This window comes from Bhargavaea cecembensis (assembly GCF_001619585.1).
Lineage (GTDB): Bacteria > Bacillota > Bacilli > Bacillales_A > Planococcaceae > Bhargavaea > Bhargavaea cecembensis_A.
This window is the reverse complement of sequence record NZ_LQNT01000011.1, coordinates 181,926-196,823: the sequence shown is the minus strand read 5'-3', so window position 1 is coordinate 196,823 and position 14,898 is coordinate 181,926. Positions and strand designations below refer to the sequence as shown.

General features: G+C 56.0%; 18 protein-coding genes and 1 pseudogene. 10 read left to right on the top strand and 9 right to left on the bottom strand.

Features of this window, described 5'->3' with window-relative positions:
- Positions 1–11: 11 nt before the first annotated feature.
- The 4 genes from AV656_RS11590 to AV656_RS11575 form a co-directional block, all read right to left on the bottom strand.
- Complete coding sequence (locus tag AV656_RS11590) at positions 12–548, bottom strand: VUT family protein (RefSeq protein ID WP_063182124.1); 537 nt, start codon at positions 546–548, stop codon at positions 12–14.
- Positions 545–1,246, bottom strand: coding sequence for a 7-cyano-7-deazaguanine synthase QueC (gene queC, locus AV656_RS11585; protein ID WP_063182122.1), 702 nt, complete (start codon positions 1,244–1,246; stop codon positions 545–547). The genes AV656_RS11590 and queC overlap by 4 nt, the downstream gene beginning before the upstream one ends.
- Before the next feature lie 186 nt (positions 1,247–1,432).
- Positions 1,433–1,933: a preQ(1) synthase gene (gene queF / locus AV656_RS11580; protein ID WP_063182120.1), complete on the bottom strand. Its 501-nt coding sequence runs from the start codon at positions 1,931–1,933 to the stop codon at positions 1,433–1,435.
- Positions 1,934–2,149: 216 nt separating this feature from the next.
- Positions 2,150–2,965: a lipid II flippase Amj family protein gene (locus AV656_RS11575; RefSeq protein ID WP_063182118.1), complete on the bottom strand. Its 816-nt coding sequence runs from the start codon at positions 2,963–2,965 to the stop codon at positions 2,150–2,152.
- 172 nt (positions 2,966–3,137) lie between these two features.
- On the opposite strand from AV656_RS11575, the gene AV656_RS11570 reads away from it, so the two are divergent.
- A complete protein-coding gene (locus AV656_RS11570) occupies positions 3,138–3,881 on the top strand; it encodes a pirin family protein (protein WP_063182116.1) in 744 nt (247 codons plus the stop codon).
- Between the two features lie 44 nt (positions 3,882–3,925).
- On the opposite strand, the gene AV656_RS11565 is transcribed toward AV656_RS11570, so the two are convergent.
- A complete protein-coding gene (locus AV656_RS11565; protein WP_063182114.1) occupies positions 3,926–4,255 on the bottom strand; it encodes a DUF3817 domain-containing protein in 330 nt (109 codons plus the stop codon).
- 151 nt (positions 4,256–4,406) lie between these two features.
- Here AV656_RS11565 and AV656_RS11560 point away from each other — a divergent pair, with 151 nt between their 5' ends.
- Positions 4,407–5,144, top strand: a complete 738-nt coding sequence (locus AV656_RS11560) for an SDR family NAD(P)-dependent oxidoreductase (RefSeq protein WP_063182112.1) — start codon at positions 4,407–4,409, stop codon at positions 5,142–5,144.
- A 47-nt stretch (positions 5,145–5,191) separates the two neighbouring features.
- Here the strand turns inward: AV656_RS11560 and AV656_RS11555 are convergent, their stop codons facing one another.
- On the bottom strand, positions 5,192–6,148 hold the full coding sequence (locus AV656_RS11555) for an arsenic resistance protein (protein ID WP_063182110.1): 957 nt from the start codon (positions 6,146–6,148) through the stop codon (positions 5,192–5,194).
- A gap of 200 nt (positions 6,149–6,348) precedes the next feature.
- Between AV656_RS11555 and AV656_RS11550 the strand changes: the two genes are divergently transcribed.
- Together AV656_RS11550 and AV656_RS11545 are read left to right on the top strand one after the other, a co-directional pair.
- Positions 6,349–7,122: an IclR family transcriptional regulator gene (locus AV656_RS11550; RefSeq protein ID WP_063182109.1), complete on the top strand. Its 774-nt coding sequence runs from the start codon at positions 6,349–6,351 to the stop codon at positions 7,120–7,122.
- A pseudogene (locus AV656_RS11545) lies at positions 7,119–8,262 on the top strand (NADH-dependent flavin oxidoreductase). The gene AV656_RS11550 and the pseudogene AV656_RS11545 overlap by 4 nt, the downstream one beginning before the upstream one ends.
- A gap of 86 nt (positions 8,263–8,348) precedes the next feature.
- Here AV656_RS11545 and AV656_RS11540 read toward each other — a convergent pair.
- Positions 8,349–8,609, bottom strand: a complete 261-nt coding sequence (locus tag AV656_RS11540) for a hypothetical protein (protein ID WP_063182107.1) — start codon at positions 8,607–8,609, stop codon at positions 8,349–8,351.
- Positions 8,610–8,794: 185 nt separating this feature from the next.
- Here AV656_RS11540 and AV656_RS11535 point away from each other — a divergent pair, with 185 nt between their 5' ends.
- From AV656_RS11535 to AV656_RS11525, 3 genes are all read left to right on the top strand, one after another.
- Entirely contained in the window at positions 8,795–10,369 is a 1,575-nt protein-coding gene (locus tag AV656_RS11535) for an amidohydrolase (protein ID WP_063182106.1), read from the top strand.
- Between the two features lie 190 nt (positions 10,370–10,559).
- Positions 10,560–11,780 (top strand): phosphotransferase family protein, encoded by a 1,221-nt coding sequence (locus AV656_RS11530; RefSeq protein ID WP_063182105.1) that lies wholly within the window; start codon positions 10,560–10,562, stop codon positions 11,778–11,780.
- 4 nt (positions 11,781–11,784) lie between these two features.
- Entirely contained in the window at positions 11,785–11,973 is a 189-nt protein-coding gene (locus tag AV656_RS11525) for a hypothetical protein (RefSeq protein ID WP_063182104.1), read from the top strand.
- Between the two features lie 128 nt (positions 11,974–12,101).
- Here the strand turns inward: AV656_RS11525 and AV656_RS16160 are convergent, their stop codons facing one another.
- Positions 12,102–12,257, bottom strand: a complete 156-nt coding sequence (locus AV656_RS16160) for a YfhE family protein (RefSeq protein WP_082818724.1) — start codon at positions 12,255–12,257, stop codon at positions 12,102–12,104.
- A gap of 87 nt (positions 12,258–12,344) precedes the next feature.
- On the opposite strand from AV656_RS16160, the gene AV656_RS11520 reads away from it, so the two are divergent.
- The 3 genes from AV656_RS11520 (at position 12,345) to AV656_RS11510 (ending at position 14,303) form a co-directional block, all read left to right on the top strand.
- Positions 12,345–12,542, top strand: coding sequence for a YwbE family protein (locus AV656_RS11520; protein ID WP_063182103.1), 198 nt, complete (start codon positions 12,345–12,347; stop codon positions 12,540–12,542).
- Between the two features lie 138 nt (positions 12,543–12,680).
- Entirely contained in the window at positions 12,681–13,343 is a 663-nt protein-coding gene (locus AV656_RS11515; protein WP_197462250.1) for a DUF4352 domain-containing protein, read from the top strand.
- Positions 13,344–13,625: 282 nt separating this feature from the next.
- The gene (locus AV656_RS11510; RefSeq protein ID WP_063182101.1) at positions 13,626–14,303 is read left to right on the top strand and encodes a hypothetical protein; all 678 of its coding nucleotides are present in this window, start codon (positions 13,626–13,628) and stop codon (positions 14,301–14,303) included.
- 85 nt (positions 14,304–14,388) lie between these two features.
- On the opposite strand, the gene AV656_RS16395 is transcribed toward AV656_RS11510, so the two are convergent.
- Positions 14,389–14,829, bottom strand: coding sequence for a hypothetical protein (locus AV656_RS16395; protein ID WP_156484856.1), 441 nt, complete (start codon positions 14,827–14,829; stop codon positions 14,389–14,391).
- Positions 14,830–14,898: the final 69 nt, after the last annotated feature.

The window sequence follows — 14,898 nt, the reverse complement described above, 5'->3', positions numbered from 1 at the left end:
TTCTTTTCAATTTATGTCTGGGCCGGCACTGCACGGAATCCGCGCATCTGACCGAGGATCAGCGCGCCAACTGTCTGGACGGCGGATTTCGCGATGACCTGGCTCAGGATGGCGACCGGAACGGCTTCCCAAGGGATAAATCCGGCGCCGATCGGGCTCATGCCGACAATGACGAAGACGGCCGAGTCCAGGATGCCGCCGACGATGCCGCTGTAGAACACGCGCCAGACGAACGATACTTTCAGGCGGGTGTAGATTTCCGTATCCGCCGATTCGGCGACGATGAACGCGAGTGCCGAAGCGGTGACGATGGCCAGCGTATCACCGAGCAGGAAGGAGACCGTCGCGGACAGGACGAGCGCGATTACAATAAACATGTAGGTCTTCCTGCGGCCGTACCGGTTCTGGACAAGGTCGCGGAAGATGAACGTCGCTCCGGCGAACAGGGTGCCCACCGGGATGATGAAGATCCCGAATTCAAGCGGCATGAGTGCGGCGGTCGCGACGTTGGCGATGACGATGGAGATAAGGTACAGGAAGATCCTCATGGCTGTGCCACCCCCTCAGCCGATCCGCTCAAGGAAAGAATGGTTCCGTCCTTCTTCTCAAGGAAGGTTTCAAGGCCTTTCCTGCGAAGGCGGCACGCCGGGCACTCGCCGCAGCCGTCCGCCTGGATGCCGTTGTAGCAGGTGAGCGTCTTGGTGCGGACATAGTCGAGTTTCCCGAGCGTGTCCGACAGTTCCCAGACCTGCGATTTGTCGAGCCACATGAGCGGCGTGTGGATGACGAACTGTCCGTCCATCGCAAGATTGAGCGTAACGTTCAGCGATTTGATGAATGCATCGCGGCAGTCGGGATAGCCGCTGAAGTCGGTCTCGGAGACGCCTGTGACGATATGCTTTGCGCCGATCTGGCGGGCAAGAATCCCGGCGAATGAAAAGAAGAGCAGGTTCCGCCCCGGTACGAATGTGGACGGCAGCGACCCGTCCTCGCCGTCGGCGACTTCAATTCCGGTATCCGTCAGCGCGCTTGGCGCGAGCTGGCCGATCAATGCCATGTCGAGGACGTGGTGCTTCACGCCAAGTTCTTCTGCGATGTCTTTTGCGCATTCCACTTCAAGTGCGTGTCGCTGGCCGTAGTCGAACGTCACGGCCTCCACTTCCGCAAATTGTTCCAATGCCCAGAACAGGCAGGTCGTGCTGTCCTGGCCGCCGCTGAACACGACGACCGCTTTTTCTTGTTTCACGATAAATGGTCTCCTTTGATTTGAAAACAGCGGGAAACGGGAGTTGCCTGGTCTTTCAAGAGGCATGCTTGGTCTTTCGTTTGGCCTGCATGGTCTTTCATCCCGGCTTCTTGGACTCTCGTTGTTTCTCCTGCTGTTTCCCTTAGTTTTTTAGAGAAGGTCGCTAAGAACTTCTACCGGGTCCGGTCAGCGGTTGTCGATCGTCTCAGGGTTCATGTCATGGTTCATGAGGCGGTAGTCGGCGATTTCCTCATATTTCGTGCCCGGGCGGCCGTAGTTGCACCACGGGTCGATTGAGATGCCGCCGCGCGGGGTGAACTTGCCCCATACTTCGATGTAGCGCGGATCGAGCAGCTTGATGAGGTCGTTCATGATGATGTTCACGCAGTCTTCATGGAAGTCTCCGTGGTTGCGGAAGCTGAACAGGTACAGCTTCAGCGACTTGCTTTCGACGAGTTTTTTGTCCGGGATGAACGAGATGTACATCGTCGCGAAATCGGGCTGTCCCGTGATTGGGCACAGGCTCGTGAACTCCGGGCAGTTGAACTTCACGAAATAGTCGCGGTTTGTATGAAGATTATCCACCGCCTCCAGTACTTCCGGTGCGTATTCAGTGGAGTATTGGGTATTCTGGTTTCCCAGCAGGGTCAGATCCTTCAGTCCTTGCTCTTGGCTTCTGCCAGACATGATAAAAAAGCCTCCTAGTCGCGCCCGGCGCACAAGAGAGGCTTTAAGGGTTCCCATAAAAAAACAAAAAGCCGTGTCCGGCATGGACATGGCTTGAATCGTCATGAATCCATAGTTTTTTATAGAGGGTATCCGCTATGAACCTCTCCCGGCATGTCCGGGCATTTAGTTGTCTCTACTATGATATAGAAATTGTTGGGATTGGTCAATGGCTGGTCACACGATGAATTGGGTAAACCAGGCGATATATTGTGCACCCCATAAGAATAAAAACTGTGCCAGAATGGTGCCGCAAAGCCTTGAGGTGATCATCATGATGGACATGGTTTTCAGCTGTATGTAGCTTCCCCTGCGATTGACCACATCGTCAGCGATCACGGAGATTTTCGGGTCAATAAATATTACGAGAAGAATCGTGGCAATTCCGTTGATCAGACCGGAAGCCATGACAGCTGTAGCTGCTCTTTCAGGAGCCAGCAGGGCAGCATACAGGGCGCTCAGGACCCCTATTGTATAGATAGCTGTGATGAGCATGTTGATGAAGAATAACCGGATCGGAAAATCTCTGAACCTGATCTCTTTCAGATAATGAAATCCGGGAAAGCTAAAATGATTTAACCCCCGCCTGATGTACTGCGGAGAGAGAATTCTTTTCATCAGGGAAGGAACAGACCCTTTTTCAGCAGACAGGTGAAGGATGGCCCTCGAAAATAATGCTGTGAAAGTCGGCAGCAAGAGGATGCCGAAAAGCGTTCCGGCAGTGGCAGCTCCGATCAGCATGCGGAACTGGATTTCTACAAATTCCAAAGCATTTTCTTTCGGGGCCGTGTCGATCAGGCTGCCGGTAAACGGCTGTTGCATCATGTTTGCCATTCTGGACACAATCACCATGATATTGAAAAGAGACAAAGCGGACGCGATCATTTTAACCCTTGCTCCCGAAAGCCGAACGGCATAGGCAAGCGTTTCAATGGAGTGGATAATAAAAATGAACAGAATAATGAAGATCAGTTTTCCTGTGAAATAGTCCATGAAAATCTCAGCTCACTAATAGAATTGACAAGCTATTGCATGGACAATTTTATCATACATCCACTCTGGAAATTCATAGAAACCTGATTCGTGCCCCATGCTCCGGGCAAGTTTGTTTTGCCAGCGAACATCCTGAGATACACTTCACATAATACGTTCTGGGGGGAGAAACATGGACATTTACCGGAGCAGCCAGGCATTCCCGGCGGGCAATAGGTTCTTTAGCCTGAAGGTGAACCGCCCCGGTCTGGTCAACCAGGACAGAGACAGTGACGATTATTCATTCGGGCCGCTGGCGCGGTTTGATCATGCGACGATCAAAAAGGGCACGAAAATCAGGATGCATGAGCACGTGAACGATGAGATCCTGAGCTATATCGGGTCAGGGCAATTGCTTCATCGGGATTCGGACGGGGAGGAAGAGCTGCTGTCGCCCGGCCGGCACATGATGATGAATGCAGGTAAAAGCTTTTTCCACGAAGAGTCGGCGCCGCACGGGGATGTCGAGATGCTGCAGATCCTGATCCGGCCGGAAAAGGCGGACCTGGAACCGCGCGTCCGGTTCTGGGATGCCGGGGAACGCGCTGCTAGCGGCTGGACACTCATCGGCGGACCATCCGATTCAGGCGCGCCGCTTGAGATCCGCCAGCGCGTGGCGGTGTATGAAGCGAAGGCTGACGCCGGAACGGAGCTCAAGGTACCGCACATGGACGGCTATACGCCATGGCTGTATGTGTTTGGCGGCAGTATTCAAGTGCGCGGGGAAGTTCTGGAGAAAGGGGACGGGGTGAGCGGGACCGCGGAAAAGCTGAAGGGCCTGACGGTTCTTGAACGAGCGGTGCTCCTGCTGTTCCTCGTGGATCCGGATGCAGAGGGGACCGATTCAGGAACGGTCAGCGGAATCAAGCGGATGTGAAAAAGGCAGCCTGTCCACTGGGACAGCTGCCTTTTCTATATGGGTCACGAGACCGCCTGGATGCCGGCCTCTTCTTCGCGTTCCTTTTGCATCATCTTGAACTTCCGGTCGAGGAAGAAGTTGGCGAATGGCACAAATGCGGCCGCAACACCGAGCACCGACCAGATGATGTTCCAGCGGACCACAATCTGCGCCAGGAGGAGGGCAAGGACGTAGGTAACGAAGATGCCGCCGTGAATCGCACCGACAATCGAGACGGCCAGCGGCATGCCGGCCATATATTTCATCGGCATCGCGATAAACAGCAGGATAATCAGCGACACGCCGTCCGCAATTCCCAGGGCCCGCACAAACTTTAGTGCAGAAATGGACAATGGATACTCCTCCTTTCGTTTCTTTTCTTTCAGTATAGGGGAAACTCAGAAGGGTGTCCCGGTCGGGATGCCCAACATGAGCAGAGTCTTTGACGATTTGGTGAAAGTGAGTTATCTTGAATTCGAGACTTAATTAAAGGAGTGTTGCACCATGGGTAAACTTGAAGGCAAAGTGGCATTGGTGACTGGCGGCGCGTCCGGCATCGGGAAGGCGTCGGCCCTGCTGTTCGCAAAAGAGGGTGCGAAGATCGTCATCGCCGACCTGAACGAGGAAAAAGGCCAGGAGACAATGGAAGAACTCACGAATTCCGGTGCGGAAGCGCTCTTCGTGAAGACGAACGTCACGAGTGAAGACGACGTCCAGAACCTGTTCAAAGAGGCGGCGGAAAAGTTCGGCCAGGTCGATGTCGTCTTCAACAACGCAGGCATCGGCGTAAACAAGCCATCCGATGAGCTGACTTATGAAGAATGGCGCAAGACAGTCAGCGTAGACCTCGACGGGGTCTTCCTCGTCGCGCGTGAAGCGCTCCGTGGTTTCCTGAAAACCGATGGCGGCGTCATGGTCAACACGGCTTCGATGTACGGTCATGTCGGCGTCGCGCAAAACGCGCCGTATGCGGCATCGAAGGGCGGCGTCGTCAACCTGACACGCGGCCTGGCAATTGAATACGCGGACCGCAACATCCGCATCAACGCCATCTGCCCGGGCTTCATTGACACACCGATCATTCCGGAAGAGATGAAGGATGGCCTGCGGGCGGCCACTCCGGTGGGACGTCTCGGCCAGGCAGAAGAAATCGCGAAAGCGGTCCTGTTCCTCGCATCCGACGACTCCAGCTTCATGACCGGCTCCAGCCTGATCGTCGACGGCGGATACACGGCACAATAATGAGCAGAACCAGCAAGCCCTCAACCAATCCGGTTTGAGGGCTTGTTTTATTTAATAAGCTTCGGCACCCACCGGATGTAGACGAGTTCGCCGGCAAGCTCCACGATCGTCTGCGTCACGATGACGGCCGCGACCAGTGTACTGACTTCACCGGGCAACGCCAGGGCGAGCGGAAGGACGACAAGGGAATTCCGGGTTGACCCGCTAAAGACGAGCGCCCGGCCTGCCCCGGTGTCGAGGCCCGTCCATTTGGCGACGAATCGCGAGATGACCGGCATGATGGCCATGAAGGCGATATAGAGAGGAATGACCTTGACGATTTGGTCGGCAAAGGCCGAGACCTTGCCGATCTGGGAGGCGACGACGACGAAAAGGGTCAGCGCCATGAACGGAACGGGCAGCCAAGCCGACAGATCGATGAGCCGGCCGCCGGCAGAGGATTTACGCGCCAATAGCTGGACCGCAATGGCGATGCCGAGCGGGACCGCGATCAGGCCGAAAAACGCCTCCAGGAACGGACCGGACCGGACGATGCCTGTCGCGGAATCGCCCAAGAACAGCCACAGATAGACCGGTAATAACAGCATCTGGGTGATGAAGAGGAGCGGAGTGGACATCAGGACCAGCTTTTCGTTTCCCTTGCCGAGCGCGGTGAACACAATGACATAATCAATGCAGGGCGTCAGCAAAACGAGGAAAAACCCGAGCAGCAGCGGCGTGTGATCCGGCAGGAATCCTGAAAGGAACCACACCACGATCGGCACGGCAATGTAATTGGTGAGCAGGATTGCAACAAGATACCGCCGGTTTCCGAACGCATCTTTCAATGACACAAACGGGATCTGTGAAAACATGCTATACATCAGAATCGCGATGATGATGGAAATGGACCCGCCGACCTGCCCGGCAAGGTCCGGTGCCATGAATCCGAATCCGAAGGCTGCGGCCAGGACCATGACGTAGAGCAGCACCTGGTTGTTCTCTAACTTTTCTCTGTTAATCATGAAAGGGATCCCCCTATCGGCAAACTATCGTCACTTTACCATAGAGATTAAAGGAGCGGGGGAGGTTCTGAACGTCCCGATCTCAGAACCAGTTCTCGGAAGTGTTACTTCTCCCAGAAAGTTTCGCATAATGAAACAACGGCAGCTTAAGTTGTAGCGGTGGAACGGCGTGCCTATACTACGGGAGACGAGGTGATGACATGTCGAAAAACGAAGTATCCACGTTGAAAAAAGGACTTCTCGTTCTGGAGCTGGTCAGCCAATACAAGGGAATTACCATGGCCGAAGTCATGAAAAAGCTCCAGTTAAGCAAGTCGACGGCATTCAGGCTGCTGACCACTCTGGAAGACATGGACTATCTCTATAAAATTCAGGCCCAGTACTTTTTCAATCCGAACCGGTTTAGTGATGTTGAGGAAAATCGTCCCATGAATGATTGGGCATCTCTGCGTTCGGTCTATCAGACCGCGCAGGATTTGCAGATGAGTACTTATCTGGGAAAAGTGGATGGGACCGATCTCGTCATGACCCAGGTTTTACATAGCCCTTATCAGCATTCGGCAGACGAGGAAATCGGAAATCGTTCCAGACTGCACCAGTCGGCCTTGGGAAAAGTGATTCTGGCCCACATGGAAGCCGAGCGGCTCGAGTCACTTCTTGGCCGGATGTCGCTGGAGCGTGCAACGGAAAATACGTTCCAGGATTCACAGCTTTTCCGTTACCATCTGAAGGCGATCCGTCAGGACGGCTTCGCCTTTGATGATGAGGAGCGGATCGTAGGGATCCGATGCGTTGCCGTGCCGGTATCCCGCGACGGGAAAGTGGTCGCTGCACTGGCGATTGCCGCTCCGGCGGAGGAACTGTCGCGTGGACAAATCAGGCAGATCGCGGCGAAACTCCATGCCGGAAGCAAAGCAGTCACAAAAGAAATCGAAGCACTCGAAGGAACGAACAGATCAGGGAGGAAATCATGAACAATCATCAGGCCTTATTTGAGGCATTTACATTTAAGAGCGGCGTCCATGTCAGAAATCGGATTATGATGGCCCCGATGACAACCTTCTCCGCAGACAAACAAGACCTCGTATCGCAGGAAGAACTGGATTACTACCGGGAGCGTTCAAACGGAGCAGGGACCATCATCACCGCCTGCGCGTATGTATCGAAAAACGGAAAAGGATTCGAAGGGCAGATGGGCATCGATCATGACGGTACCATTGCAGGCCTGTCGAAACTGGCCGGCGTGATCCACGAGGGTGGGGCCAAAGGAGTCGTCCAGCTTTATCATGGTGGCCGCCTGGCAGTTCCGAAACTCGTTCCGGGCGGGGAGACAGTCAGCGCAAGCGCGGTGACGCCACTCGGTGACGCCACTCGGTGACCGGGGATTCTATAGCATTGACCAGCCCCCGAGAGCGTTGGAGACAGAAGAAATCTGCGCGATCATCAATGATTTCGGAGAAGCGACACGCCGGGCGATCGAAGCCGGTTTCGACGGCGTCGAGCTGCACGGAGCGACGGGTTATTTGCTTCAGCAGTTTGTGTCCCCGCACTCCAACCGGAGAACGGATGAGTTCAGGGACCGTCATCTGTTTGCACGGAAACTGATCGAGGAAGTGAAGCGCGTCATCGGAAAGCATGCCGACAGACCGTTCCTGATCGGTTACCGCTTTTCTCCCGAGGAACCGGAAACGCCCGGCATCACCATGAAGGAATCCTTTGCGCTGATCGATGAGTTGCTGGAAGCGGAACTGGATTACCTGCATATCGCGACGACGGATGCATGGGCGAAGCCGCGCCGGGGCATCACGAGCGAAAGATCACGTACCGAGCTGATATCGGAATATATCGGCGGACGTGTCCCGCTTATCGGAGTCGGCAGCATCCACACGCCTGAAGAGGCTGCGCTCGTCTTGGAAAAAGGGCAAGTGGACTTTGTCTCGATCGGTCGGGCGCTTGTCATCGATCCGCACTGGGTCGAGAAAGCGCAGAAAGGGGACGGAATCATCCCATTCCTGACACCGGAAGACCAGGAACGCGCAGTGATCCCGACACCCCTGTGGAAACTCATTCTGGAGGTCGAAGGCTGGTTCCCAGTGAAGCAGCCGGCGAACTGACTGTGTGAAAGGCATGACTGAACTGAAAAGGAGTACCGCATCGAGTCGATGGCGGTACTCCTTTTATTTGATTCGCTATATACGGGTCAGCCCATCCCACCGGCCGTCCGCCGGATCATCATTTCACCGGACTGGACATCAAACCGTTCAACGGTCCGTTCCCCGGACTGGCGATGGTAGACAACTTTCATGAGACATCCTTTCGCCTGACTGAAAGCATGGATCGTCACGCGCTTTGTTTCTTCATAGGTGTGAATGGGAACGTAGCCCGATCGTGTTGCCTGCTCATCCATCCAGTCTGCCAGCAGGCTGTCGGTCAGCAGGGAAAGGGTTCTTCGGTCTTCCATGCATCGTCTTCCTTTCACGAATAAACTCTAGTAAACTTATCGGCTTTAATTTGAATTTGGAAGGGTCAGTTTTAAGGAAATTAATCAGGTCAGAAGACGGAGAGATTCGCCTTAATCCCTTCACACTTTCCTTGTCTGAAAAGTGCTACACTAAAAGAAAATCCAGGTTCATTGGAGGAATGGTTATGAAGACGCTCTGGTACGGCGGAACGTTTGTGACGATGGAACAGGAAGGGCATAAGGTCGAAGCGGTGCTTGTGGAGGACGGCAGAGTTGTCGCGACCGGTACATATGAAGAACTGAAGGAACAGGCAGACCGGGAGGAAAATGTCGGAGGGGCCGTTGTCTATCCGGGGTTTGTCGATACCCATATGCACCTAATCGGCCACGGCCGGCAGCTTCTGAGCAATAACCTGTCCGCGGTGTCGTCGTCGGAGGTACTGCTGGAAAACATGCGGAAGGCCGCGGAGTCGGTTCCGGAAGGCTCATGGGTGCTCGGCGAGGGCTGGGATGAGAACCTGTTCCCGGATCGCCATGTCCCGACGCTGGCGGAACTGGATGCCGTGACGGACAAGCCGATGATGCTGAAGCGGACATGCCGGCACATGCTCCTCGCGAACTCGGCGGCGCTGCAGCTTGCCGGGATCACGAAAGAGACACCCGATCCGGAGGGCGGCGTCATCGTCCGTGATTCTGGCGGAAACCCGACCGGTTTCCTGAAGGAAGATGCGCAGGACCTGGTCGAGTCGATTATCCCGCATCCGTCGGAGGAAGCAATCCGCCTTGCTCTGGAAGCGGCAGTCGACGACCTCGTGTCGATGGGGCTGACAGGTGGCCATACCGATGACCTCGGCTATTTTGGCGGCTATGAGAATCCGATGAAGGCGTTTCATGAAGTGCTGGGTGAAGGCAAGCGGAAGTTCCGCGCGCATCTGCTTCGCCGCTCCACAGTGTTTGATGACATGATGAAAGCGGATGTGGCGTACAACGAGCCGTGGGCGGAGCCCGGCGCGATGAAGTTCTTCATCGACGGGGCACTTGGCGGAAAGACCGCGGCACTGTCGGAGGACTACTCGGACGACCCGGGCAACCGCGGCACATTCGTCGTGACACAGGAAGAGACGGAAGAACTGGTTCGCCTTGCGCGCAGCCACGGCGAGGCCATCGCGGTGCATGTGATCGGAGACGCGGCCGCGGAAATGGCGATTGAAGCAATCGAGAAATATCCGTGCCCGGCAGGCAAGCGCGACCGGCTGATCCATGTGTGCGTACTGCGCGAGGACCTGGTCGACCGCATGGAAAAACTCCCGATCATCCTCGACATCCAGCCGATCTTTGTCGGCTCGGACTTCCCGTGGGCGGAAGACCGCCTCGGGCCGGAGCGCCTCGAGTGGGCGTATGCGTGGAAAAAGCTCTTGGACCGCGGATTCATCTGCGGTGGCGGATCCGATACACCGGTTGATTCCCCGGACCCGCTCCTCGGCATCTACACCGCCGTCGCCCGAAAGCTGCCGAATGACCCGAAAGAAGGCGGCTATCTGCCGGAGGAGAAACTCTCCCGCTATGAAGCGCTCCGGCTGTATACGACCGAGGCGGCGAAAGTGCTCGGCCAGGAAAGCATCCGAGGCAAGATCGCGCCGGGACATTTTGCCGACTTCACGGCCGTCGACGCCGACCTGGAGCATGTGGCGGAAGACGATATCGTGAAGGCGAATGTGCTCATGACAGTCGTTGACGGGGACGTTCAGTTCAGGAAGTGAGCGCGTGGGGGAGTGAGCGGCTGAGTGTTGCTTCACATTCAGGGGGCATTGCTTCACATTCGCGGCGGGTTGCGTAACATTCACGGGGCTTTGCTTCACATTCGCGAACAGTTGCGTATCATTCACGCCCCGCCGGCATTAACCGGGTTCCTTTCCCGCCACTCAGCCCCACATCATAGGAGGAATGGCCATGGCTTCTATGGCACGCCCGGTCCGCAATTATCTGCCGGGGCTGCTCGTCCTGGCGGGCGGGCTATATACGGTGTATTACTACTACACGTACTGGATCCGTGTGTACGGCGCACTCTGTATTCCGGGATACGGCGATCCGGTGAAAGTGGAGGTCACGCAGGGAATCTGGATCCGGCTGGATACGATCCTGTTCCCGACGGTGTTCGGGGTGATCCTGGCGCTGCTCGGGATCATGCTCGTGTGGAAGAAGAAATTTGGAGCGGCGGTCGTGGCACTCGTGCTGAGCGCAACGGTGATCAACTGGCCGGCCTTTATCCTGATTGCTGCTGGTGCCCTGCTCGGCCTGCTGTTCTGGCAGAAAACCCTTTTGCCTACCATCGATCTTCCCGATGAGACGATGGAGTGGGTGGATGCCGAGGCGGGGCTGTCCGTCCTGAAATCGTTCCGGCGCCTGCCGTCGGACCGGCTCATCTACTCGTTCCGAAACGAGGAGGGCGGACACTTTGTCGTGAAGGAGACGGCCTCGGCCCAAGCGGCGGAGCGGGAATTCAAGTTCCTGAACGCTGCCGCCGACCAAGGCCTTCCCGCACCAAAGGCAATAGGCATGGCCGGCAGGTTCCTTCTCATGCCGCAAATCGAAGGGTTCCCATTTTTGCAGCCGCTCGATTTTGAGGCTTGGACCGATGAAATTGCGGGTATATTATTGACCACTCACATCACCCAAATTCCGGATATGAAGGCACACCGGCCGGCGGCAGAAGCGGTCATTCCCGGCTGGGCATTTGAACGCGCCACCTGGGAGCGGGCCTACCGGATTTTCAGGGAGGAGAGGGCGGATGCCGCGCCGGTCTTTGTCCACGGGGACTTTGAGCCGGCCAATGTGCTGTTCTTGGACGGCCGGGTGACCGGTATAACCGGCTGGGGACATGCCGGCAGCGGTCCTGCCCAGCTGGACGTCGGCCGGATGCGGGTCGCGCTTGAACTGATCCACGGCGGAAACGTCGCGGACAGGTTCCTGAACACGTATAAAAAATTGTCGAAAGACCGAGGCTTTGAGTACAGCCGCTATTGGGACCTTTTGGCGGTATATGGCTGGCTGGAACAGGGGCCGGGCAGCATCTCTTCCCATTGGAGACGGTTCGGCATGACAACCCTTTCGGAGGATGAAGTGATGCGCCGCCTGGAACGGTTCGTGAAAACCCTGACAGACAAGGAGTGAGGCAGTGAAGGATATCGGGATCCTTCTCCTGTTTATCGTCCCCGGCGCCATCATTGCCGTGACGGGGGCCGGCGCTGAATCCCTGACGCTCAAGGTGGGTTCCATGCTGCTTGCAGCGTTGCTCGGGGTCGTGGCCCTGGTCGCAGGGGTTCAATCCGTCGCCCAACACAAGGAGAAATACAGTAAAAGGTAAAATATTCTGTTTATTTTGGTTTTTTCTCCTGAAAATAGGGAATGCTTCACGATAAGTCGTTCCGCTGGTGCGGGGCGGCTTTGCTATGCCGACAAACAGCCGCCATCCTTCCCGGATGGCGGCTGCTTTCATTTTTCCTGCTGGCGGCTGCCCGGCTCGTTGTTTTTCCTGCCGGCAGCATCCGCGCGCTTGAACTCGTCCTGATACAGCACTTCCTGCGTGTCGCGAAGGCCGTTATTGGTCTCGGCCATGCGCTCATGCGGTTCCCGATTTCCTTTCTTCATCCAAACACTCCCTTCCGGATATACAGGTTCTCCCGTTACAGAACCGCTTAAACGTGGTACAACGGAGTAAGGAAGGAGCGGATTTGGATGAAAGACGGAAAAAACCGTGCGGACGTGAAGCCCGGCCTGCGCGTGAAAATTGTACTCAAGAAAGATCAGCGCACGGGCGCGCTGACCGAAGGGATTGTGAAGGATCTCCTCACGAATTCCCCGACCCATCCCCATGGCATCAAAGTGCGTCTTGAAGACGGACAGGTCGGGCGGGTGAAAGAAATCGCCGAATAAGCAAACGCATGCGGACAGCCGCATGCGTTTTTTTAATCCTTAACAAAGTTCTAAAACGCGCTTCATATGGGCTTCATACAGAGGGGGTATGGTGGGGGCAAACGGAGCAGACGGAAGAGCGGACATAGGGAGGCTGCAATGAGACGGCTGTTCATGATCGGTTTGGCAACGTTGTTCTTTTCGGGATGCATGGGGGATGTGGCCGCGCCTGTGGAGCAGGTGCCGCCGGAGCGGCAAGTCGAGGCGGCGGCCCTGCAGGCGGACGTGCTGTCGAAGGTGCCGGCCTTTTACGGGGACTACCAGCCGAATCCGCACGTCACCGATGACCGGCGGCTCGGGAAACCCGGCGAGGTGATTCGTGACAGCAACGGAGAAGCGGAAGTGTTGAAGGCGACCGGCGAGCAGAAGCAGGTGAGCGCGGGTCCGGCAGAGCTGACGATCCGGGAATCGAAGATGCTCCGCTACGAGCCGGACCCCGGCCTGGCAGACCGCTACCGGAAATTCACCCATGAGACTGAATTCCCTATTGTTAAGCTGTTCGTCGAAATTCGGAACACCGGAGACGAGCCGATTCATTTTGACCCGGTCGCGATGATTGTCACTGATCAGGACGAAACGCTCCATTGGGACGAGGAGATTTATCTGGAAGGGCTCGGCGGTGAAATCGACCCCGGTGAAGTGAAGACCGGGAACATCGGATTCATTCTGGATGACGCGAATGCACAAGTCCTGACCCTTCATACCGGATCTGCAGACGGGAATCATCGTGAGGACGGGGACAAAGTGGAAATCAAGTTCTAGACACTCAGGAAAGCACCCGAAGGAGGCGAAATTCATGAGTTTCATGAAAAAGTGGCGATCCCTATTTCGCAGGACTGCTCAGGAAGCTTGGGAACCGGACAGGCTCCGGAAAAGGAAAGTCGGAATTCCAATCAGGCGGAGGGGATGAAAAACGGACGTTGATCCGGTCGGGGACGTACCGGTGCAAGCGTTCGGACCAAAGACGGATAGTTTCTCGCCAGTTGGACATACCAACCATGCTTAGAATGAAGGCAGGTAATAGGCGGGAGTAGGAGGGATCGGATGAAACGGGCGACTTTAATGATCGGACTGACAACACTGATGCTCACTGGCTGTTCCTGGGAAATGGTAGAGACGGAGCGGATTCAGAACGTGCACAAGGCGGAGGCGGCAACACTGCCGGCAACTGAGTATGTGCCGCCTTATTACAAAGGCTACCCATTAAACCCGCAGGTAACGGATGACCGGCTGCTGCTTCAGCCCGGCGGGACGGTCCTGGACGAACGCGGCGAGGCAGAACTGCTAAGAATCGGCAACCGGGATAAGCGGATCACAGCGGGCCCGGCCCAAGTAACCGTTCGGGAAGCAAAGCTGTTTCATTACTATCCGGACTCCAGCTTCACCGATTTTTATCATTTATACACCGAAGAGACGGACTTCCCGGTCGCCAAGCTGTTTGTTGAAGTGACGAATACAGGAAATGTCCCCATCCAATTCGAACCGGTCGCTGTTCTGGAGACGGACACCGGCGAAAGCAAGCTCTGGAAGGACGACATCTATCTCGAGAACTTGGCCGGCAATCTTGGGCCGGGCGAGACGAAAAAGGGAAGTGTTGGATTCATTCTGGAAGATGATGCGGCTGACCGTCTCATAATCAGAACGAGCGAGGTTTTTGACGGAAACGGTAAAACCCTTTCCGGGGGCTCGGAGGTTGAGGTTCTGCTGGACGAAGGCAAATAGGAATATAAAAAACGCATGCGGAGGCATGCTTTTTTTGTGGTCATTGATGTGACGTGAATTTGTGAGCTGCGGTCGCGGAACCGGCTTATGCCGACGCGAATTTGCGAGTTGCTGTCGCGGAATTGGGTGTGGCCGACGCGAATTTGCGAGTTGCTGTCGCGGAATTGGGTGTGGCGACGCGAAATTGCGAGTTGCGGCCGCGGAATTGGGTGGTGCCGACGCGAATTTGTGAGCTGCAGTCGCGGACTCGGCTGGTGCCGACGCGAATTTGTGAGCTGCGGTCGCGAAACCGGCCTATGCCGACGCGAATTTGTGAGCTGCGGTCGCGGACTCGGCTGGTGCCGACGCGAATTTGTGAGCTGCGGTCGCGAAACCGGCTTATGCCGACACGAATTTGCGAGTTGCGGTCGCGAACTCGGCTGGTGCCGACGCGAATTTGTGAGTTGCGGCCGCGAACTCGGCTGGTACCGTCGGCAATTCGCGGTATGCCGACGCGAACCGGCCATGATCCACCACCGATAGTCATTGCATGTACACCGTCCAATATCAAAGAACGCCAGAATCGTCGGGATCACGCCAATCATCGGACCGGCGC